At 52.9% G+C, this 20,474-nt stretch carries 21 protein-coding genes and 5 tRNA genes; 19 read left to right on the forward strand and 7 right to left on the reverse strand.

Annotated elements, in window-relative coordinates:
* The first annotated feature begins 594 nt into the window (after positions 1-594).
* The 18 genes from cydA to pnuC all read left to right on the forward strand — a co-directional run bounded on the left by cydA (position 595) and on the right by pnuC (position 12,275).
* Complete coding sequence (gene cydA, locus BH714_RS02525) at positions 595-2,163, forward strand: cytochrome ubiquinol oxidase subunit I (RefSeq protein WP_020884962.1); 1,569 nt, start codon at positions 595-597, stop codon at positions 2,161-2,163.
* Between the two features lie 15 nt (positions 2,164-2,178).
* Positions 2,179-3,318, forward strand: coding sequence for a cytochrome d ubiquinol oxidase subunit II (gene cydB, locus BH714_RS02530; protein WP_014169180.1), 1,140 nt, complete (start codon positions 2,179-2,181; stop codon positions 3,316-3,318).
* A 14-nt stretch (positions 3,319-3,332) separates the two neighbouring features.
* Positions 3,333-3,446: a cytochrome bd-I oxidase subunit CydX gene (cydX, locus tag BH714_RS02535; protein WP_014169181.1), complete on the forward strand. Its 114-nt coding sequence runs from the start codon at positions 3,333-3,335 to the stop codon at positions 3,444-3,446.
* A complete protein-coding gene (ybgE, locus tag BH714_RS02540; protein ID WP_020884961.1) occupies positions 3,446-3,736 on the forward strand; it encodes a cyd operon protein YbgE in 291 nt (96 codons plus the stop codon). Before cydX ends, ybgE begins: the two co-directional genes overlap by 1 nt.
* Positions 3,737-3,884: 148 nt before the next feature.
* Complete coding sequence (gene ybgC / locus BH714_RS02545; RefSeq protein WP_014169183.1) at positions 3,885-4,289, forward strand: tol-pal system-associated acyl-CoA thioesterase; 405 nt, start codon at positions 3,885-3,887, stop codon at positions 4,287-4,289.
* Positions 4,286-4,978 carry a Tol-Pal system protein TolQ gene (tolQ, locus tag BH714_RS02550; protein ID WP_014169184.1) on the forward strand — a complete coding sequence of 231 codons (693 nt, stop codon included), beginning with the start codon at positions 4,286-4,288 and terminating at the stop codon, positions 4,976-4,978. The genes ybgC and tolQ overlap by 4 nt, the downstream gene beginning before the upstream one ends.
* Positions 4,979-4,981: 3 nt before the next feature.
* Positions 4,982-5,410, forward strand: coding sequence for a colicin uptake protein TolR (gene tolR / locus BH714_RS02555; protein ID WP_014169185.1), 429 nt, complete (start codon positions 4,982-4,984; stop codon positions 5,408-5,410).
* Positions 5,411-5,438: 28 nt separating this feature from the next.
* Positions 5,439-6,725: a cell envelope integrity protein TolA gene (gene tolA / locus BH714_RS02560; protein ID WP_025204649.1), complete on the forward strand. Its 1,287-nt coding sequence runs from the start codon at positions 5,439-5,441 to the stop codon at positions 6,723-6,725.
* A 133-nt stretch (positions 6,726-6,858) separates the two neighbouring features.
* The gene (tolB, locus tag BH714_RS02565; RefSeq protein WP_025204648.1) at positions 6,859-8,151 is read left to right on the forward strand and encodes a Tol-Pal system beta propeller repeat protein TolB; all 1,293 of its coding nucleotides are present in this window, start codon (positions 6,859-6,861) and stop codon (positions 8,149-8,151) included.
* 35 nt (positions 8,152-8,186) lie between these two features.
* Entirely contained in the window at positions 8,187-8,708 is a 522-nt protein-coding gene (pal, locus tag BH714_RS02570; protein ID WP_003858578.1) for a peptidoglycan-associated lipoprotein Pal, read from the forward strand.
* A gap of 9 nt (positions 8,709-8,717) precedes the next feature.
* Positions 8,718-9,512, forward strand: coding sequence for a cell division protein CpoB (gene cpoB, locus BH714_RS02575; RefSeq protein ID WP_040016950.1), 795 nt, complete (start codon positions 8,718-8,720; stop codon positions 9,510-9,512).
* Between the two features lie 161 nt (positions 9,513-9,673).
* Positions 9,674-9,749 (forward strand) — tRNA-Lys (locus BH714_RS02580).
* Positions 9,750-9,776: 27 nt separating this feature from the next.
* Positions 9,777-9,852: transfer RNA gene (locus tag BH714_RS02585), tRNA-Val, on the forward strand.
* Between the two features lie 4 nt (positions 9,853-9,856).
* Positions 9,857-9,932 (forward strand) — tRNA-Lys (locus BH714_RS02590).
* 139 nt (positions 9,933-10,071) lie between these two features.
* Positions 10,072-10,147, forward strand: a tRNA-Lys gene (locus tag BH714_RS02600).
* A 31-nt stretch (positions 10,148-10,178) separates the two neighbouring features.
* Positions 10,179-10,254: transfer RNA gene (locus BH714_RS02605), tRNA-Lys, on the forward strand.
* A gap of 235 nt (positions 10,255-10,489) precedes the next feature.
* Positions 10,490-11,533 carry a quinolinate synthase NadA gene (gene nadA, locus BH714_RS02610; RefSeq protein WP_040016951.1) on the forward strand — a complete coding sequence of 348 codons (1,044 nt, stop codon included), beginning with the start codon at positions 10,490-10,492 and terminating at the stop codon, positions 11,531-11,533.
* A gap of 22 nt (positions 11,534-11,555) precedes the next feature.
* Positions 11,556-12,275 carry a nicotinamide riboside transporter PnuC gene (gene pnuC, locus BH714_RS02615; protein ID WP_020884957.1) on the forward strand — a complete coding sequence of 240 codons (720 nt, stop codon included), beginning with the start codon at positions 11,556-11,558 and terminating at the stop codon, positions 12,273-12,275.
* Here the strand turns inward: pnuC and zitB are convergent.
* Positions 12,272-13,210 (reverse strand): CDF family zinc transporter ZitB, encoded by a 939-nt coding sequence (gene zitB / locus BH714_RS02620; protein WP_040016952.1) that lies wholly within the window; start codon positions 13,208-13,210, stop codon positions 12,272-12,274. The genes pnuC and zitB overlap by 4 nt on opposite strands.
* 105 nt (positions 13,211-13,315) lie before the next feature.
* Positions 13,316-13,696, reverse strand: coding sequence for a YbgS-like family protein (locus BH714_RS02625; protein ID WP_025204646.1), 381 nt, complete (start codon positions 13,694-13,696; stop codon positions 13,316-13,318).
* A 304-nt stretch (positions 13,697-14,000) separates the two neighbouring features.
* On the opposite strand from BH714_RS02625, the gene aroG reads away from it, so the two are divergent.
* The gene (gene aroG, locus BH714_RS02630; RefSeq protein ID WP_040016953.1) at positions 14,001-15,053 is read left to right on the forward strand and encodes a 3-deoxy-7-phosphoheptulonate synthase AroG; all 1,053 of its coding nucleotides are present in this window, start codon (positions 14,001-14,003) and stop codon (positions 15,051-15,053) included.
* Between the two features lie 61 nt (positions 15,054-15,114).
* Here aroG and gpmA read toward each other — a convergent pair whose 3' ends face one another.
* The 5 genes from gpmA to galE form a co-directional block, all read right to left on the reverse strand.
* Positions 15,115-15,867 (reverse strand): 2,3-diphosphoglycerate-dependent phosphoglycerate mutase, encoded by a 753-nt coding sequence (gene gpmA / locus BH714_RS02635; RefSeq protein WP_020884954.1) that lies wholly within the window; start codon positions 15,865-15,867, stop codon positions 15,115-15,117.
* Positions 15,868-16,073: 206 nt separating this feature from the next.
* The gene (galM, locus tag BH714_RS02640) at positions 16,074-17,117 is read right to left on the reverse strand and encodes a galactose-1-epimerase (protein WP_014169196.1); all 1,044 of its coding nucleotides are present in this window, start codon (positions 17,115-17,117) and stop codon (positions 16,074-16,076) included.
* Positions 17,111-18,259 carry a galactokinase gene (gene galK, locus BH714_RS02645; protein ID WP_040016955.1) on the reverse strand — a complete coding sequence of 383 codons (1,149 nt, stop codon included), beginning with the start codon at positions 18,257-18,259 and terminating at the stop codon, positions 17,111-17,113. Before galK ends, galM begins: the two co-directional genes overlap by 7 nt.
* Before the next feature lie 3 nt (positions 18,260-18,262).
* Positions 18,263-19,309 carry a galactose-1-phosphate uridylyltransferase gene (gene galT / locus BH714_RS02650; protein ID WP_020884952.1) on the reverse strand — a complete coding sequence of 349 codons (1,047 nt, stop codon included), beginning with the start codon at positions 19,307-19,309 and terminating at the stop codon, positions 18,263-18,265.
* A gap of 9 nt (positions 19,310-19,318) precedes the next feature.
* Positions 19,319-20,335 (reverse strand): UDP-glucose 4-epimerase GalE, encoded by a 1,017-nt coding sequence (galE, locus tag BH714_RS02655; protein ID WP_020884951.1) that lies wholly within the window; start codon positions 20,333-20,335, stop codon positions 19,319-19,321.
* Positions 20,336-20,474 lie beyond the last annotated feature (139 nt).

Here is a 20,474-nt window from a genome sequence, read left to right on the forward strand (position 1 = left end):
AGGTAAAATAAATGTAATTATCTGCGGCTATCGTCGCACAATGGAAAAAAAACGCGCTGACGACTACCTTTATACGTTAACGCGAATGTAAAGATGCGTTGTTCTTCAGCGTTAAAATAAATCACGTCTGTTTATATTCTTTCTTGCTTTTGATAACTCCAAATATCTCGTCGTACACATAGCATTAACAAGGTTTTTACCATTCTCACCACATTTAAACATGGTTAACAGAAACGGTGCTTTTTGATTTAAATCAAAGTTTAATCCTTGGAAAAAGGTGTCGAAAGGCGGTAAATTGTCCCCGATCAAAATGGCTGAAAAGTGGTAATTTTGCTATAAATTGATCGCCGTCGAAAAACGTAAATGTGATTCAATAAAAACCTGTTTATTGTAAGGGTTTTGCAGCGTATTATATTTGCGGGATCAATTTGAGTTTTTTATTAACGTATTTGTAACCTATCGTCATTGCTTTTATCCTTTCTCAGGCTAAGCGCGACGACATGGATGCGAATAATTTGTATTGGGGCATGTGTGTGAATCCTTTTCTAACGGGGTTCACTCTCGGAGTCTTCATGCGATGAGCAAGGAGTCATGATGTTAGATATAGTCGAACTGTCGCGCTTACAGTTTGCCTTGACCGCGATGTACCACTTCCTGTTTGTGCCACTAACGCTCGGTATGGCGTTCCTGCTGGCCATCATGGAAACGGTCTACGTCCTCTCCGGCAAACAGATTTATAAAGATATGACCAAGTTCTGGGGCAAGTTGTTTGGTATCAACTTTGCACTGGGCGTGGCTACCGGTTTGACCATGGAGTTCCAGTTCGGGACTAACTGGTCTTACTATTCTCACTACGTTGGGGATATCTTCGGTGCGCCGCTGGCCATTGAAGGTCTGATGGCCTTCTTCCTCGAATCCACCTTTGTAGGTCTGTTCTTCTTCGGTTGGGACCGTCTGGGCAAAGTCCAGCATATGGCGGTGACCTGGCTGGTGGCACTCGGTTCGAACCTGTCCGCACTGTGGATCCTGGTCGCGAACGGCTGGATGCAGAACCCTATCGCGTCTGATTTCAACTTCGAAACCATGCGTATGGAGATGGTCAGCTTTGCCGAGCTGGTGCTGAACCCGGTCGCACAGGTTAAATTCGTTCACACCGTGGCGTCTGGCTATGTGTGCGGCGCGATGTTTGTACTGGGCATCAGCTCTTACTACATGCTGCGTGGTCGTGACTTCGCGTTTGCTAAGCGCTCCTTTGCTATCGCTGCAAGCTTCGGTATGGCTGCAATCCTCTCTGTTATCGTGCTGGGTGATGAATCCGGTTACGAAATGGGTGACGTGCAGAAAACCAAACTGGCCGCAATCGAAGCCGAATGGGAAACCCAACCCGCGCCTGCTGCCTTTACTCTGTTCGGTGTTCCCGACCAGGATGCACAGGAAAACCGCTTCGCCATTCAAATTCCTTACGCGCTCGGCATCATTGCCACCCGCTCCGTCGACAAGCAGGTGACGGGTCTGAAAGAGCTGATGGTGCAGCATGAAGGCCGTATTCGTAACGGTATGAAAGCCTACGCGCTGCTGGAGCAGCTGCGTGCGGGTTCTACCGACCAGGCCGTGCGTGACCAGTTCAACGATGTGAAGAAAGATCTGGGTTACGGTCTGCTGCTGAAACGCTATACCCCGAACGTCTCCGACGCGACGGAAGCGCAAATCCAGATGGCGACCAAAGACTCCATTCCACGCGTTGCGCCACTGTACTTCGCATTCCGTATCATGGTGGGCTGCGGCATCATCATGCTGCTGATCATTGCGGCGTCCTTCTGGTCCGTGATTCGTAACCGCATCGGTGAGAAAAAATGGCTGCTGCGTACCGCGCTGTATGGTATTCCACTTCCGTGGATTGCTATCGAATCCGGCTGGTTTGTAGCGGAATATGGCCGTCAGCCATGGGCGATCGGTGAGGTGCTGCCAACGGCGGTAGCGAACTCCTCTCTGACTGCAGGCGATCTGATCTTCTCCATGCTGCTGATTTGTGGTCTGTACACCCTGTTCCTGGTGGCTGAACTGTTCCTGATGTTCAAGTTCGCGCGCCTTGGCCCAAGCAGCCTGAAAACCGGTCGCTATCACTACGAGCAGTCCGGTGCGACTACTCAGCCGGCACGCTAAGACAGGAGTCATCAAATGATCGATTATGAAGTATTGCGTTTTATCTGGTGGCTGCTGGTCGGTATTCTGCTGATCGGTTTCGCAGTCACTGACGGTTTCGACATGGGGGTGGGGATGCTCACCCGTTTCCTCGGTCGTAATGACACCGAGCGTCGAATCATGATTAACTCCATCGCCCCGCACTGGGACGGTAACCAGGTGTGGCTGATCACCGCAGGCGGCGCGCTGTTCGCTGCCTGGCCGATGGTCTACGCGGCTGCGTTCTCCGGTTTCTATGTGGCGATGATTCTGGTGCTGGCTTCTTTATTCTTCCGTCCGGTTGGTTTCGACTACCGTTCCAAGATTGAAGACACTCGCTGGCGCAACATGTGGGACTGGGGCATCTTCATTGGTAGCTTCGTTCCACCGCTGGTGATTGGCGTGGCGTTCGGTAACCTGCTGCAGGGTGTACCGTTCCACATCGATGAATACATGCGTCTTTACTACACCGGTAACTTCTTCCAGCTGCTGAATCCGTTTGGTCTGCTGGCAGGCGTGGTGAGTGTGGCAATGATCATTACTCAGGGTGCGACCTATCTGCAGATGCGTACCGTAGGTGAATTGCATCTTCGCTCTCGTGCAACGGCGCAGGTTGCTGCGCTTATTACCCTGGTGTGCTTCGCACTGGCCGGCGTATGGGTGATGTACGGTATCGACGGTTATGTCATTACGTCTGCAATTAACCACACGGCACCGTCTAACCCGCTGACGAAAGAAGTGGCACGACAGGCTGGCGCGTGGCTGGTGAACTTCAACAATATGCCTGTTCTGTGGGCTATTCCGGCTCTGGGTGTGTTGCTGCCGCTGCTGACGATACTGACGTCACGTCTGGAAAAAGGTGCCCTGGCATTTGTATTTTCCTCACTGACGCTGGCGTGCATTATTCTGACTGCAGGTATCGCGATGTTCCCATTCGTCATGCCGTCCAGCACGATGATGAATGCAAGCCTGACCATGTGGGATGCAACGTCCAGCCAGCTGACGCTTAACCTGATGACGTATGTTGCTTGCGTGTTCGTACCGATTATCCTGCTGTACACCGCATGGTGTTACTGGAAAATGTTCGGTCGTATCACGAAAGAAGATATTGAAAGCAACACTCATTCTCTGTACTAAGTAAGGAGCTGAATATGTGGTATTTCGCATGGATTTTAGGGACGCTTCTTGCCTGTGCATTTGGTGTCATTACTGCCCTGGCGCTTGAGCACGTCGAAGCGTCTAAAGCAGGTGAAGACAAACACTAATGAACATTATCGCGACGCTTTACGCGGTAATGGATAAGCGCCCGTTAAGGGCGCTTTCTTTAGTGATGGCATTACTGCTGGCAGGTTGTATCTTCTGGGACCCTTCGCGCTTTGCAGCGAAGACCAGCGAGCTTGAGATCTGGCACGGCTTCCTCATTATGTGGGCGGTGTGCGCAGGTGTGATCCACGGCGTAGGCTTTCGTCCGAAAGCGCTGCACTGGCAGGGGATTTTCTGCCCACTTATCGCCGATCTGGTGCTTCTCGCTGGCTTGATTTTCTTCTTCTTCTGAATAAGAAATGTCCGTTAATGATATGGGCTTACCCTGGCCCATAAAAATTTACTCTCCGTTTACTTTCTCCCATTCCAAACCATCTTTCCCGCGCGTATAGTAGCGAAGTTTAAAAGCTCTAACTTTTGTTGCATTACCGGGATGTAAAGTGAATACAACGCTGTTTCGATGGCCGGTTCGTGTCTATTACGAAGATACCGATGCCGGGGGTGTGGTTTACCACGCCAGCTACGTTGCTTTTTATGAACGGGCACGCACAGAGATGCTGCGCCATCATCACTTTAGTCAACAGGAGCTGTTGGCTGAGCGAGTTGCCTTCGTGGTTCGCAAGATGACGCTTGAGTATTTTGCGCCTGCCAGACTCGACGATATGCTCGAAGTCCAAACTGAAATTACATCAATGCGCGGAACCTCAATGGTTTTCACGCAGCGGATAGTCAATGCAGAAAATACGGTACTGAACTCAGCTGAAGTCCTGATCGTCTGTGTTGATCCAACCATAATGAAGCCTCGTGCGCTTCCTAAGTCTATTGTCGCGGAGTTTAAGCAGTGACTGACATGAATATCCTTGATTTGTTCCTGAAGGCAAGCCTTCTGGTTAAACTTATCATGTTGATTTTGATTGGTTTTTCAATCGCATCCTGGGCCATCATCATCCAGAGAACGCGTATCCTCAATGCGGCTGGCCGTGAAGCAGAAGCGTTTGAAGATAAGTTCTGGTCGGGTATTGAGCTTTCTCGTCTGTATCAGGAAAGCCAGGGACGCCGTGATAACCTCGTAGGCTCCGAACAGATTTTCTATAGCGGATTCAAAGAGTTTGCTCGTTTGCATCGCGCAAACAGCCACGCGCCCGAAGCGGTCGTGGAAGGTGCCTCGCGTGCGATGCGTATCTCCATGAATCGCGAGCTGGAAAACCTTGAAACGCATATTCCTTTCCTGGGGACCGTTGGTTCCATCAGCCCGTATATCGGTCTGTTTGGTACGGTCTGGGGGATTATGCACGCCTTTATCGCCCTGGGGGCGGTGAAGCAGGCGACGTTGCAGATGGTTGCCCCGGGTATTGCAGAAGCACTGATTGCGACCGCTATCGGTCTGTTTGCGGCGATCCCGGCGGTTATGGCTTACAACCGTCTGAACCAGCGCGTGAATAAACTGGAACTGAACTACGACAACTTTATGGAAGAGTTCACCGCGATTCTGCACCGTCAGGCGTTTACCAGTACCGAGAGTAACAAGGGGTAAACCATGGCCAGATCGCGTGGACGAAATCGTCGCGAGCTCAAGTCCGAAATCAATATCGTTCCACTGCTGGACGTTCTGTTGGTACTGCTGCTGATCTTCATGGCGACAGCACCCATCATTACCCAGAGCGTGGAGGTTGATCTGCCGGATGCGACAGAATCACAGGCGGTAAGCACCAATGACGATCCTCCGGTCATCATTGAGGTTTCCGGTGTAGGGCAATACAGCGTAGTGGTAGAAAAAGATCGTATGGATCAACTGCCACCTGAGCAGGTTATTGCTGAAGCGCAGCGACGCCTGGAGTCAAATCCGAAAACGGTCTTCTTAATCGGTGGCGCGAAAGACGTACCATACGATGAAATTATTAAAGCGCTGAACTTGCTACATAGCGCGGGCGTTAAGTCAGTTGGCTTAATGACTCAGCCTATTTGATCATCTGCGTAGTTTTTGGGAACCGATAGTGTCAAAGGCAACCGAACAGAACGACAAGCTTAAGCGAGCGATAATCGTCTCCGCAGTGCTGCACGTTATTCTTTTTGCAGTGCTGATCTGGAGTTCGTTCGACGAGCACATTGATGCATCATCGGGCGGCGGTGGAGGCTCTTCCATTGACGCCGTCATGGTGGATCCCGGTGCGGTAGTGCAGAACTATAACCGCGAGCAACAGCAGAAGGCGAGTGCAAAACGGGCTGAAGAGCAGCGTGAAAAACAGGCGCAACAGCAAGCGGAAGAACTGCGTGAAAAGCAGGCCGCTGAGCAGGAGCGACTGAAGCAGCTTGAGAAAGAACGTTTGCAGGCGCAGGAAGCGGCGAAAGAGCAGGCGGAACAGCAGAAGCAAGCTGAAGAGGCCGCGAAGAAAGCTCAGGAACAGCAGAAGCAGGCGGAAGAGGCGGCAGCCAAAGCCGCGGCGGACGCGAAAGCACAAGCTGATGCTCAGGCAAAATTAGCGGCGGAAGCGGCGAAGAAAGCCGCAGCCGATGCTCAGAAGAAAGCTGAAGCCGAAGCGGCGAAGAAAGCCGCTGCTGATGCTCAGAAGAAAGCTGAAGCGGAAGCGGCAAAAAAAGCTGCTGCTGATGCTCAGAAAAAAGCTGAAGCGGAAGCCGCGAAGAAAGCTGCTCAGGAAGCAGAGAAGAAAGCTGCTGCCGATGCTGCGAAAAAAGCGGCTGCTGCTGAGAAGGCTGCAGCCGAAAAAGCGGCCGCTGCTGAAAAAGCCGCAGCAGAGAAGAAAGCCGCCGCCGAGAAAGCGGCTGCTGACAAAAAAGCTGCAGCAGAAAAAGCCGCTGCCGATAAGAAAGCTGCTGCAGAGAAAGCCGCCGCCAAAAAAGCGGCCGCCGCTGAGAAAGCCGCGGACGCCGCTGGCGTTGACGATCTCCTGGGCGACCTGAGTTCTGGTAAGAATGCGCCGAAAGCGGGCGGTGGTGCGAAAGGAAACAATGCAGCACCAACAGGAAGTGGTAACACTAAGAGTAACGGTGCTTCTGGTGCAGAAATCAACGGTTATGCCGCGCAGATTAAATCCGCTATCGAAAGCCGATTCTATGATGCGTCTTCCTACACCGGTAAAACGTGCACGCTGCGTATAAAACTGGCGCCGGATGGCATGCTCCTTGATATTAAGTCCGAAGGTGGCGATCCCGCTTTATGTACTGCAGCACTTGCCGCAGCGCGTCAGGCTAAGATGCCTAAGCCGCCGTCACAGGCAGTCTACGAAGTCTTTAAAAATGCACCGCTGGACTTCAAACCTTAAGTTACATTTTCCCCGTGCAAACGGGGAAAAATAGACCAGGGTTAGTCACAGGGTTTAGTAGTTTTGTCTATTTGGGTTTGTTAACATTCTGCTAAATTATCGTGGGTAAGGTTACCCGGATAAGGGAGATATGATGAAGCAGGCATTACGTGTAGCATTTGGTTTTTTAATGCTGTGGGCAGCAGTACTGCACGCAGAAGTACGTATCGAGATCACCCAGGGGGTGGATTCGGCACGCCCAATCGGGGTTGTTCCGTTCCAGTGGGCCGGTCCTGGCGCTGCGCCTGAAGATGCCGGTGGCATCGTTGCGGCTGACCTGCGTAACAGCGGTAAATTCAACCCATTAGATCGTTCTCGTCTGCCTCAGCAGCCGGGCAGCGCGCAGGAAGTACAGCCTGCCGCATGGTCTGCGCTCGGTATCGATGCTGTCGTTGTTGGTCAGGTTACACCTAACCCGGACGGCTCTTACAACGTTGCCTGGCAGCTGGTTGATACCGGCGGTGCACCGGGTACCGTTCTGGCACAGAACTCTTACAAGGTCACTAAACAGTACCTGCGCTACGCGGCACACGCTGCCAGCGATGCGGTATTTGAAAAACTGACCGGCATTAAAGGTGCGTTCCGTACCCGTATTGCTTATGTGGTACAGACCAATGGCGGTCAGTTCCCGTATGAGCTGCGCGTATCTGACTACGATGGTTACAATCAGTTCCTGGTGAAACGTTCTTCTCAGCCGCTGATGTCTCCAGCCTGGTCTCCGGACGGTTCTAAACTGGCTTATGTTACCTTCGAAAGCGGTCGTTCAGCGCTGGTTATTCAGACGCTGGCTAACGGTGCTGTTCGCCAGGTTGCGTCGTTCCCTCGTCACAACGGTGCGCCTTCGTTCTCTCCGGACGGTACCAAACTGGCGTTTGCGCTCTCTAAAACCGGTAGCCTGAACCTGTACGTGATGGACATTGGCTCAGGTCAAATTCGCCAGGTGACCGATGGTCGCAGCAACAACACCGAACCGTCCTGGTTCCCGGACAGCCAGAACCTGGCATTTACGTCTGACCAGGCAGGTCGTCCACAAATCTATAAAGTGAACGTCAACGGCGGTGCTCCACAGCGTATTACCTGGGAAGGTTCGCAGAACCAAAACGCAGATGTGAGCAGCGACGGTAAATTTATGGTAATGGTCAGCTCCAACGGTGGGCAGCAGCACATTGCCAAACAAGATCTGGTAGCGGGTGGCGTTCAAGTTCTGTCGTCAACGTTCCTGGATGAAACGCCAAGTCTGGCACCTAACGGCACTATGGTAATCTACAGCTCTTCTCAGGGGATGGGATCTGTGCTGAATCTGGTTTCTACAGATGGGCGTTTCAAAGCGCGTATTCCGGCAACTGATGGACAGGTAAAATCACCTGCCTGGTCGCCGTATCTGTAAATAATAATTAATTGATTACTAAAGGAATCATAGAAATGCAACTGAACAAAGTGCTGAAGGGGCTGATGATCGCTCTGCCTGTAATGGCAATCGCAGCGTGTTCTTCTAACAAGAATGCAAGCAATGACCAGAGCGGCGAAGGCATGATGGGTGCCGGTACCGGTATGGACGCGAATGGCAATGGCAACATGTCTTCTGAAGAGCAAGCGCGTCTTCAGATGCAGCAGCTGCAGCAGAACAACATCGTTTACTTCGATCTGGATAAATACGACATCCGTTCTGACTTCGCTGCGATGCTGGATGCTCACGCTAACTTCCTGCGTAGCAACCCGTCTTACAAAGTCACCGTAGAAGGTCACGCGGACGAACGTGGTACGCCAGAGTACAACATCTCCCTGGGTGAGCGTCGTGCTAACGCCGTTAAAATGTACCTGCAGGGTAAAGGCGTTTCTGCTGACCAGATCTCCATCGTTTCTTACGGTAAAGAAAAACCTGCAGTACTGGGTCACGACGAAGCGGCTTACTCCAAAAACCGTCGTGCCGTACTGGTTTACTAAGAGAATTGCATGAGCAGTAACTTCAGACATCATCTGTTGAGTCTGTCGTTACTGGTTGGAATAGCGGCCCCCTGGGCCGCTTTTGCTCAGGCACCAATCAGTAGTGTCGGCTCAGGCTCGGTAGAAGACCGGGTCACTCAACTCGAGCGTATTTCTAACGCTCACAGTCAGCTTTTAACCCAACTCCAGCAACAACTTTCCGACAACCAAAACGATATTGACTCTCTCCGTGGTCAGATTCAGGAAAGCCAGTATCAGCTTAACCAGGTTGTGGAACGTCAGAAGCAAATCTTGCTGCAGATGGATAGCCTCAGCAGCGGTGGCGCAGCTGCGCAGCCAGCAGCAGGCGATCAGAGCGGTGCGGCGACGTCAACCCCTGCTCCTGCGGCAGATGCTTCGGCCTCGACGGGAGCGCCTGTTCAGAGCGGTGACGCGAATACGGACTACAACGCGGCCATTGCCCTGGTACAGGATCAATCTCGTCAGGATGACGCTATCGCTGCGTTTCAGAACTTTGTGAAGAAATACCCTGATTCCACTTATCTGCCCAATGCAAATTATTGGCTGGGTCAGCTGAATTACAACAAGGGTAAAAAGGACGATGCGGCGTTTTATTTTGCCTCAGTGGTGAAAAATTACCCGAAATCGCCAAAAGCGCCTGATGCGATGTTTAAAGTCGGCGTCATCATGCAGGACAAAGGTGACACTGCGAAAGCGAAAGCGGTTTATCAGCAGGTGGTTGCTAAATTCCCTGGCACCGAAGGTGCGAAGCAGGCGCAAAAACGTCTGAATTCGATGGGATGATTATCGCATGACCAGAAATCGCGTTATTTCTGGTCGTGCAGCATGATTCGTAAGCAGTTAAGTGATCTTCATCGAAATTTTTGTTGCGCTGAATTCTTAAATCAGTAATATATGCCGCCGTTGCCACGGGATATCAAACAACGTGAAAACAGCGTAAAAGTGGGTCGTTAGCTCAGTTGGTAGAGCAGTTGACTTTTAATCAATTGGTCGCAGGTTCGAATCCTGCACGACCCACCACTTAAAGCAGTTCCGGTAGTACAGAGTGGGTGATTAGCTCAGTTGGTAGAGCATCTCCTTTACACGGAGGGGGTCGGCGGTTCGAGCCCGTCATCACCCACCACTCCGGGTCGTTAGCTCAGTTGGTAGAGCAGTTGACTTTTAATCAATTGGTCGCAGGTTCGAATCCTGCACGACCCACCAATTTTAATGTCTTACTCAGATGTTAAACGTGAAGGATAACGTTGCAACAGCAACAGCCCGTAGGGCGAGGCGAAGCCGAGTCATCCTGCACGACCCACCAGGTTATTGGTATGAGTAAAAATTCAGGCAACACCCAAGCGGGTCGTTAGCTCAGTTGGTAGAGCAGTTGACTTTTAATCAATTGGTCGCAGGTTCGAATCCTGCACGACCCACCAGCCTGAATAGATTTGCAGTACATCCCGCAAGGGGTCGTTAGCTCAGTTGGTAGAGCAGTTGACTTTTAATCAATTGGTCGCAGGTTCGAATCCTGCACGACCCACCAATGTAAAAAAGCGCCCTAAAGGCGCTTTTTTGCTATCTGTATTCCGCATATTTTGACCTTGCAGGTCGGCTCCGGCGAAGTCGCCATCCGATGCGTGCTACGCGCACCTATTTCCGGTGACTTTTTCTCGCAAATTCGCTATCTTGTTTAGTATACAAAACACATTTGCCGTCCGTTTTGCTATGTTATGCAAAAGAAAGGCAATAATGTTAAGCCAGTAAAACGAGAAGCCATAATGAGCGTGATGTTTGATCCAGAAGCCGCAATCTATCCCTTCCCGCCAAAGCCTGTCCCGCTGAGTCAGGATGAGAAGCAGTTTTACCGTGAGAAGATCAAACGACTTCTCAAAGAGCGAGATGCAGTGATGGTTGCACATTACTACACCGACCCGGAAATCCAGCAACTGGCGGAAGAGACCGGGGGCTGCATCTCTGACTCTCTGGAGATGGCACGCTTTGGTGCCAGACATCCTGCTTCCACGTTACTGGTCGCAGGCGTTCGCTTTATGGGGGAAACCGCAAAGATTCTCAGCCCTGAAAAAACCATTCTGATGCCAACGCTACATGCGGAGTGTTCACTCGACCTCGGCTGTCCGATTGATGCGTTCTCGGCCTTCTGCGACGCCCATCCGGACCGTACCGTGGTGGTCTATGCCAATACCTCTGCCGCAGTGAAAGCGCGGGCAGACTGGGTCGTGACGTCAAGCATCGCCGTTGAACTGATTGAGCATCTGGACAGCCTGGGCGAGAAAATCATCTGGGCGCCTGACCGCCATCTCGGCAATTACGTGCAGAAGCAGACCGGCGCTGACGTGCTTTGCTGGCAGGGTGCCTGTATTGTTCATGATGAATTTAAGACGCAGGCGCTCTCGCGCATGAAGGCGCTTTACCCGCACGCAGCGATCCTTGTTCACCCGGAATCACCGCAGTCCATTGTCGACATGGCGGATGCCGTGGGATCCACAAGCCAGCTTATCAATGCTGCCAGGACGCTGCCGCACAAGCAGCTCATCGTGGCAACCGACCGCGGTATCTTCTATAAGATGCAGCAGGCCGTGCCTGAGAAAGAGCTGCTTGAAGCACCAACGGCGGGCGAGGGGGCGACGTGTCGTAGCTGCGCGCACTGCCCGTGGATGGCGATGAACGGCCTGAAAGCTATTGCTGAGGGGCTGGAGAAAGGCGGAGCAGCGCATGAAATCCATGTGGATGCTGCTCTGCGTGAAGGTGCGTTAATTCCGCTTAACCGCATGCTGGATTTTGCGGCTACACTACGTACTTAATTCAATACGCCCTGGGGAAAAGATGGATTTTTTTAGCACACAGAACATTCTGGTTCATATACCGATTGGTGCAGGTGGCTATGACCTGTCATGGATTGAGGCCGTGGGTACGCTGGCTGGGTTATTGTGTATCTGGCTGGCAAGCCTGGAGAAGATCAGCAACTACGCGTTCGGGTTAATTAACGTTACGCTCTTTGCGATTATCTTCTTCCAGATCCAGCTGTACGCCAGCCTGCTTTTGCAGTTGTTCTTCTTTGCGGCGAACATTTACGGTTGGTACGCGTGGTCGCGGCAGAACAGCCAGCAGGAGGCAGAGCTGCAAATCCGCTGGCTGCCCTTACCGAAAGCTATCGCCTGGTTTGTCGCCTGCGTTGTCGCCATTGGTTTAATGACCGTCTATATCAACCCGGTGTTTGCATTCCTGACCCGTGTCGCGGTGTCGGTCATGTCTGGCCTCGGGCTGAATGTCGCTATGCCATCACTCCAGCCGGATGCTTTCCCGTTCTGGGACTCCTGCATGATGGTGCTGTCGATTGCTGCGATGATCCTGATGACCCGTAAATACGTTGAGAACTGGCTGCTCTGGGTCGTCATTAACGTCATTAGCGTGGTTATTTTTGCACTTCAGGGCGTCTACGCGATGTCGCTGGAGTATCTGCTGCTGACCTTCATTGCCCTGAACGGGAGCCGGATGTGGATTAACAGCGCGCGTGAGCGAGGCTCTCGCGCGCTTTCGAACTAATGATGGTGATGATGTGAATGGCCGGACTGCGCCTCGTTCAGGTGGCAGTCCGGGCCGTTACAGGGCTGGTACTCCATCTGGATGGTGGCGTGGCCAATCTCATAGTGATGGTCGAGAAAGTGCTGGATGCGCTCAAGCAGGCCATCATGGTCATGGGTAGGGATCACCTGGACGTGCAATGTCATGACGGGTTTCTCACCCACCAGCCAGACGTGAACATGATGCACATTGCGCACCTCGGGCACGGAACGACGCAGGTTGCGTTTAAGCTCGGCAATGTCCACGGATGCCGGCGCCCCTTCAAGCAGTTCATTCACGCTCTCCTTCAGCAGCCGCCAGGCACTGCGCAATACCAGACACGATACCAGCACGGAAAGAATCGGGTCGACGGGCGTCCAGCCGGTATAAAGGATCACCAGCGCGGCCACAATAGCACCGACGGAACCCAGTAAATCGCCCATGACATGCAGAGCCGCAGCGCGCACGTTGAGGTTCTTTTCTCCGCTGCCGCGATGCAAAATCCAGAACGCCAGAAGATTCGCCAGCAGACCTGCTACGGCGATAACCATCATTGTCGCTCCGGCGACCGGCTGTGGGTGACGAAAGCGCTGTATGGCTTCCCAGACGATAAGAAGGGTGATAACCACCAGAGCAATAGCGTTAACAAACGCCGCCAGAGTGGTCAGTCGCAGCCAGCCAAAAGTATGACGCGCGTTAGGCGGACGACGGGCAAACTGCACGGCCAACAGGGCAAAGAGCAGGGCGGCGGCATCGGTAAGCATATGTCCGGCATCCGCCAGAAGCGCCAGAGAGCCGGAAACCAGGCCACCAACGACCTCGATAACCATAAACGTTGCCGTGACGCCGAAGGCCAGCATAAGGCGTTTAGCGTTGTCATCGCCAGGAGATGGGGTGTGTGAATGCGTGTGCGCCATATCAGCTTTCCTTTTTGTTATTGTTTTTAGTGTAGCGTTTTTAATGGCTTACTCCAAAAGAAAGGAGAGCCAGAGCTCTCCTTTTACGTTTACATCCGTCACGGATTATTGGGTTGTGCCATCCGTTTTGGTATTGGCATCGTCGCCCACTTTGTCATTCGAATTCGGACACTTACCGTCTTTGCACATGGTGTTCTTATGCATCTCATCGGTACTCATCGTGTCATGATTCATGGTGCCAGAGCCGCTACTGTCCGGATGCAACATCGTGCCTCCGGTATTGGTGTTCCCGGTATTGATCTGGCTGTTATCGACATTATTCGGGGCGATATTCTGTTTTGCATCAGGGGCGACCTGTCCCGCCGCCGCCGCGGCATTCGCGTCACCGTTGTTATCTGTTGAGCCCGTCTCAGCAGCAAGGACGCTGCCGCTTGCCAGGGTGAGGGAGGCTGTGAGGAAGAGGGTTGCCAGTTTCGTCATTTTCATCTTGGTGCTCCTGTTCTTGTCGTTACGCTGGATAACATTTTCCAACAGTGCATCTTTTTCAGAGGCGAAAGATTCCGTCATACGGACTTACGTCAGTATGGAATCGCGTTTAATCAAACAAAAGTGGTTGTTACAGTTAAAAAGCTTAGGTTAGATCTCGTTTTTCGCTATTTTGAGGCGATTTTTAGGTGAATTCCAGGAATTATCTGCGTGAAGTGTAAAACCGTGTTTACACTTTCTGGTCGGCAAGTTAGATTGAAAGGATTGCTTTCATTACTAAAGATATGGCAGAGCTGGAAAGAAAATGAATTATCAGAACGACGATTTACGTATTAAAGAGATCAATGAGTTATTACCTCCTGTAGCACTCCTTGAGAAATTCCCCGCCACTGAAAATGCCGCAAACACGGTGTCTCATGCTCGTAAAGCGATCCATAAGATCCTGAAAGGTAATGACGATCGTCTTCTGGTGGTGATTGGCCCTTGTTCAATTCACGATCCTGCTGCGGCCAAAGAGTACGCAGCAAGGTTGCTCCAGCTTCGCGAAGAACTGCAAGGCGAGCTGGAAATTGTCATGCGTGTTTACTTTGAAAAGCCGCGTACGACCGTTGGCTGGAAAGGGCTCATTAACGACCCGCATATGGATAACAGTTTCCAGATCAACGATGGTCTGCGTATTGCGCGCAAACTGCTGCTGGAGATCAACGACAGCGGTTTGCCGGCTGCCGGTGAGTTCCTCGACATGATTACGCCGCAATATCTGGCGGATCTGATGAGCTGGGGCGCAATCGGTGCGCGTACTACAGAATCTCAGGTTCACCGCGAACTGGCGTCAGGTCTCTCGTGTCCGGTTGGTTTTAAAAACGGTACCGATGGCACCATTAAGGTGGCAATTGACGCCATCAATGCCGCCGGGGCACCGCACTGCTTCCTGTCCGTCACCAAATGGGGTCACTCCGCCATTGTGAATACCAGCGGTAACGGTGACTGTCATATTATTCTGCGTGGCGGTAAAGAGCCGAACTACAGCGCAAAACATGTCGCAGACGTGAAGGTCGGGCTGGAAAAAGCGGGTCTGCCACAACAGGTGATGATCGACTTCAGCCATGCCAACTCCAGCAAGCAGTTTAAAAAGCAGATGGAAGTCGGCGCCGATGTTTGTCAGCAGATTGCCGGCGGTGAGAACGCGATCATTGGCGTGATGATCGAAAGCCATCTGGTGGAAGGTAACCAGAATCTGGAAGGCAGCGAGCCGCTGGTGTACGGTAAGAGCGTCACGGACGCCTGCATCGGCTGGGACGATACGGATGTCCTTCTGCGTCAGCTGGCGAATGCGGTAAAAGCGCGTCGCGGCTGAGTTTCAGGAGCCAAATAAAAAAGCGTGGATTGCTCCACGCTTTTTTTATGTCCAGCGAAAATTATTTCGCTTTACCCTGGTTCGCTACAGCCGCGGCTTTTGCAGCGATCTCATCAGCGTTGCCCAGATAGTAATGTTTGATTGGTTTGAAGTTTTCGTCGAACTCATACACCAGCGGAACGCCAGTTGGGATGTTCAGTTCGAGGATCTCGTCTTCACCCATGTTGTCCAGGTATTTCACCAGCGCACGCAGGGAGTTACCGTGAGCTGCGATGATCACGCGCTCGCCGCTTTTCAGGCGTGGCAGAATGGTTTCGTTCCAGTAAGGCACAACGCGGTCGATGGTCAGCGCCAGGCTCTCGGTCGTTGGCAGCTCAGCATCCGTCAGTTTCGCGTAACGCGGGTCGTGGCCCGGGTAGCGCTCGTCATCTTTGGTCAGCTCTGGTGGGGTTACCGCGAAGCCGCGACGCCACTGTTTAACCTGCTCATCACCGTATTTTTCAGCGGTTTCCGCTTTGTTCAGACCCTGCAGCGCACCGTAGTGACGCTCGTTCAGTTTCCAGGATTTCTCAACCGGCAGCCAGGCCTGATCCAGTTCGTCCAGAACGTTCCACAGTGTATGGATGGCACGTTTCAGCACAGAGGTGTAAGCAAAATCAAAGCTGAAGCCTTCAGCCTTCAGCAGTTTACCTGCTGCTTTTGCTTCGCTTACGCCTTTTTCTGACAGATCAACGTCGTACCAACCGGTAAAGCGGTTTTCGTTGTTCCACTGGCTTTCGCCATGACGCACCAGGACCAGCTTAGTTACAGCCATATCGTACTCCTCATAAGCTTTATTGAATGATAACAATTCTCATTATATTGCCGTGACAGTGCCAGCAGCAACGCTTAACCCTAACCATAGCGAAAATAGTCTCTGAGTGTAAGATGCTTGTGAATCCAGGGTTATGATTTTGTCTGCGATCGGCGCTATTTTCAGCAACACGGAGAGAAAAAGCCCTCCGCAAGGAGGGCTGGGAATTATGAATGCGGGATGAAATGATATTCTGTCACGCTAACGTACTCTTCACCCGGGCGCAGCACACAGTCCGGCTGTGGCCATTCTGGATGGTTCGGGCTGTCCGGCAGGAACTCGCTTTCCAGCGCCAGACCTTGCCAGTCGCTGTACTCTTCATGTTCGCGTGCCGTGGTACCGCCAAGGTAGTTGCCTGAATAGAATTGCAGGGCAGGGGCCGTGGTGTAGACCGTCATCTGCAGTTTCTCATCTGCAGACCAGACCTGCGCGGCAGGCTGAGTCACATCACCTTTCGCCTGCAGCAGGAACGCGTGGTCATAGCCTTTCACCTTGCGCTGATCGTCATCGCTCAGGAAATCCTGCGCGATGGTTTTTCCGCTGCGGAAATCAAAGCTGGTATCGCTGACGGCCTTGAGTCCCTGATACGGGATCCCCATTTCATCCACCGGCAGATAGGCATCGGCCAGGATCTGGAGCGTGTGATTACGCACGTCGCACTGGTTGCCGTCCAGGTTGAAATAAGCGTGGTTGGTCAGATTGACCGGGCACGGCTTATCAACTTTCGCGCGATATTCAATGGCGATACGGTTATCGTCAGTCAGCGTGAAATGCGCGAACGCGGTGAGGTTACCGGGGAATCCCTGGTCACCGTCACGCGAGTCCAGTGAGAACAGCACTTCGCGGTCGTTTTGCTGAACGATTTTCCAGCGGCGCTTATCGAACCCTTCAGGTCCACCGTGCAACTGGTTTTCGCCCTGACTGGAAAGCAGCGAGTAACGCTCGCCATCAAGTTCGAAAGCGCTTTTCGCGATGCGGTTAGCATAACGGCCGACAGACGCGCCAAGATAGGCGGACTGATTGACATACTGCTCAGGCGACGCGCAGCCAAGCAGGGTTTCACGTACGCTGCCATCAGGCATTGGTACGCGAGCGGATAGCAAAGTGGCACCCCAGTCCATTAACGTAACCACCATTCCTGCGCTGTTGCGCAGGGTTAACAGGCGATACGGCAGGCCATCCGGGGCAAGGGTTGGCGTTTCGTTTAGCACTGTCCTGCTCCTTGTGATGCTTTACACACGTAGAAAGTTTCTTTAATACCTGTTTTCGCTTCGTACTGTTTTTCCACCGCCTGCTGGACGGCAGGGACGAGCTCTTCCGGCATCAGGGCAACAATGCAGCCACCGAAGCCGCCGCCGGTCATGCGCACGCCGCCTTTATCGCCAATCGCGGCTTTGACGATGTCCACCAGGGTATCGATTTGCGGAACGGTGATTTCAAAATCGTCGCGCATGGAGGCGTGAGATTCTGCCATCAGTTCACCCATACGTTTCAGGTCGCCTTTCGCCAGCGCGGACGCCGCTTCAACGGTACGGGCATTTTCCGTCAGCACATGACGAACGCGTTTCGCCACTACCGGATCCAGTTCGTGCGCCACTTTATTGAACTCGTTGAGCGAAACGTCACGCAGCGCAGGTTGCTGGAAGAAGCGTGCGCCGGTCTCACACTGCTCGCGGCGGGTGTTGTACTCACTGCCCACCAGCGTGCGTTTAAAGTTGCTGTTAATAATTACCACAGCTGCGCCTTTTGGCAAGGGAACGGCTTTGGTGCCCAGAGAGCGGCAGTCGATAAGCAAGGCATGCTCTTTTTTACCCAGCGCAGAGATCAGCTGGTCCATGATGCCGCAGTTACAGCCCACAAACTGGTTTTCCGCTTCCTGACCATTCAGGGCGATTTGTGCCCCGTCCAGCGGCAGATGATAAAGCTGCTGGAAGACGGTACCCACGGCGACTTCCAGCGACGCGGACGAGCTTAACCCGGCGCCCTGAGGCACGTTTCCGCTGATGACCAGATCAGCGCCGCCCACGTTTTTATTACGTTTCTGCAGGTGTTTTACCACGCCGCGCACGTAGTTAGACCATTGCTGGCTGTCGTGGGTAACGATGGGTGCATCGAGGGAAAACTCATCCGTCTCATTGTTGTAATCCGCTGCAATAACGCGGACTTTGCGATCATCGCGCTTAGCGCAGCTAATGACCGTCTGGTAATCAATGGCGCACGGCAGAACGAAACCATCGTTATAGTCGGTATGTTCACCAATCAGGTTCACGCGGCCAGGCGCCTGAATGACATGGGTGGCAGGGTAGCCAAATTTCTCAGCAAACAGGGATTGTGTTTTATCTTTCAGACTCATTTTTTAGACTCCTGATTCGCGATAATGGACGTCACTCACAGCACGCAGGCGTTCTGCAGCCTGTTCTGCCGTCAGGTCACGCTGGGTTTCTGCCAGCATTTCATAGCCCACCATGAATTTACGTACCGTCGCAGAGCGCAGCAGCGGCGGATAGAAATGGGCATGCAACTGCCAGTGTTGATTCTCTTCACCGTTAAACGGAGCGCCATGCCAGCCCATTGAGTAGGGGAAGGAGCACTGGAACAGGTTGTCATAACGGCTGGTCAGTTTCTTCAGTGCCAGGGCGAGGTCATCGCGCTGTGCGTCGCTCAGATCGGTGATGCGCATAACCTGTGCTTTTGGCAGAAGCAGCGTCTCAAATGGCCATGCTGCCCAGTAAGGTACGACGGCCAGCCAATGTTCGGTTTCCACCACCGTTCGGCTGCCATCGGCCAGTTCACGACGGGTGTAATCCACCAGCATCGGCGATCCGTTTTCCGCGAAATAGGCTTTTTGCAGACGGTCTTCACGCTCGGCTTCGTTTGGCAGGAAACTGTTGGCCCAGATCTGACCGTGCGGGTGCGGGTTAGAGCAGCCCATTGCCGCGCCCTTGTTTTCGAACACTTGTACCCACGGGTAGGTCTGGCCCAGTTCAGCAGTTTGCGTCTGCCAGGTGCTGACGACCTCTTTCAGCGCGTCAACACTCAGCTCCGGCAGCGTTTTGCTGTGGTCGGGTGAGAAACAGATAACACGGCTGGTGCCGCGTGCGCTTTCACAGCGCATCAGCGGGTCCTGGCTATCCGGCGCGTCGGGCGTGTCGGTCATCAGGGCGGCAAAATCGTTGGTGAAAACGAAGGTGCCTTTGTAGTCCGGGTTTTTATCGCCCGTCACACGCGTGTTGCCCGGACACAGGAAGCAGTCCGGGTCGTGCTGGGGAAGCGTCTGTTTTGCAGGCGTCTCTTGCGCCCCCTGCCAGGGGCGCTTGGCGCGATGCGGAGAAACCAAAATCCATTGCCCGCTTAGCGGGTTAAAACGACGATGCGGATGATCGACGGGATTGAACGAAGTCATGACGGATCCTTAGTCCGGATAACCTTGTGGATGGCGAGACTGCCAGTGCCAGGTATCCTGTGCCATTTCATCAAGCGTGCGGGTGACACGCCAGTTAAGCTCTTTATCGGCTTTGGAGGCATCGGCCCAGTAAGCCGGGAGGTCGCCTTCACGGCGCGGTGCGAAGTGATAATTCACAGGCTTACCGCAGGCCTTACTGAAGGCATTCACGACGTCCAGCACGCTGCTGCCGATCCCGGCGCCGAGGTTGTAAATATGCACGCCTGGCTTATCGGCCAGCTGCTGCATTGCCGCCACGTGGCCGTCGGCCAGATCCATGACGTGGATATAATCACGCACACCGGTACCGTCTTCGGTTGGATAATCATTACCGAAAATAGCCAGAGACTCACGGCGGCCAACGGCCACCTGGGCGATGTACGGCATCAGGTTATTGGGGATGCCCTGTGGATCTTCACCCATATCGCCTGACGGATGGGCGCCAACCGGGTTGAAGTAGCGCAGCAAGGCGATGCTCCATTCAGGCTGTGCTTTTTGCAGATCGGTGAGGATCTGCTCCACCATCAGTTTGCTTTTGCCATACGGGCTTTGCGGCGTACCGGTCGGGAAGCTTTCAACGTAAGGGATTTTTGGCTGATCGCCGTAGACGGTTGCGGAAGAGCTGAAGATAAAGTTTTTGACGTTCGCTGCGCGCATGGCGGAGATCAAACGCAGGGTACCGTTGACGTTGTTGTCGTAATACTCCAGCGGTTTCGCGACGGATTCACCCACCGCTTTCAGGCCGGCGAAATGGATCACCGTCTCAATGGCATGGTCGTGAAGGATCTCGGTCATCAACGCTTCATTGCGGATGTCGCCTTCCACGAAGGTCGGTTGTTTACCGCCAAGACGTTCAATCACAGGCAGCACGCTGCGCTTACTATTGCACAGGTTGTCGAGGATGATGACATCATGACCATTTTGCAGCAGCTGCACGCAGGTATGACTACCAATGTAACCGCTACCACCTGTTACCAGAACTCGCATATTTCGCTCCATTGGGCTTATGGTATGTAATAACCATAGCATAACAGAGACGCGAAAAGTGTGACATGGGATAAAATAGTGGAATCGTTTACACTGCTTTTGAAAACCGTTTTTTGGCGGCAATGCGACATTGTAGATC

Origin of the sequence: Enterobacter ludwigii, from assembly GCF_001750725.1 — a bacterium.
In the GTDB taxonomy this organism is placed as follows: Bacteria; Pseudomonadota; Gammaproteobacteria; order Enterobacterales; family Enterobacteriaceae; genus Enterobacter; species Enterobacter ludwigii.